The 664-nt window shown below is 63.3% G+C and carries 1 protein-coding gene; it reads left to right on the top strand.

Annotated features, from left to right (window positions below; all coding sequences use genetic code 11):
- The coding region (locus ACFQX9_RS36705) for an ISL3 family transposase (protein WP_377791950.1) at positions 1-664 on the top strand (664 nt) is incomplete at both ends.

The following is a 664-nucleotide window of genomic DNA, read 5'->3' as shown; positions in this document are numbered from 1 at the left end:
GCGCCGAATCCATAGCCGATACATCCGGCACGTGGCTGATTTGCCGTCAGCGGGCAGAAGGGTGCGCCTCCGATTGCTCACGCGGCGCTTCACATGTGAGGTGCCGCATTGCCGCCGGCGGATCTTCGCGGAGCGGTTTGGAGAAGACATCGTCCCGCTTCGACGGCGCCGGACGGCACGGTTGGAATACATCGTCCATCACTTGGGGTTGGCGCTCGGCGGCCGGCCGGCGGCAAGCTTGGCCAAGCGGCTCATGCTGCCCGTCAGCAACGATACCTTACTGCGGGTGGTCCGCCGGCGGACGGCGATGCCGACAGATCCATTGCTTGTTGTGGGCATCGATGACTGGGCGTTCCGGAGAAATCATCGATACGGGACGATCGTGTGCGATTTGGAGCGCCGGCGGATCGTTACCCTGCTGCCCGACAGGGAAACTGCGACCGTTCGGGCGTGGCTATCGAAGCACCCAGCGATCAACATTGTGTCGCGAGATCGCGGTGGTGGATACGGCGAGGCAGCAGCCAAGGCGCTGCCGAACGCCATCCAAGTCGCCGACCGCTGGCATCTGATGGAAAATGCGAGCGCGGCCTTCCTTGATGCGGTGCGCCGCTCCATGAACAGAATCCGAACCGCAATTGGAGCGACGACGATCAACCCGGAATTG

Source organism: Bradyrhizobium sp. GCM10028915 (assembly GCF_042666195.1).
In the GTDB taxonomy this organism is placed as follows: Bacteria; Pseudomonadota; Alphaproteobacteria; order Rhizobiales; family Xanthobacteraceae; genus Bradyrhizobium; species Bradyrhizobium canariense_D.
Note: the sequence above shows the minus strand (reverse complement) of the source record. Positions and strands in the feature narration are given on the sequence as shown.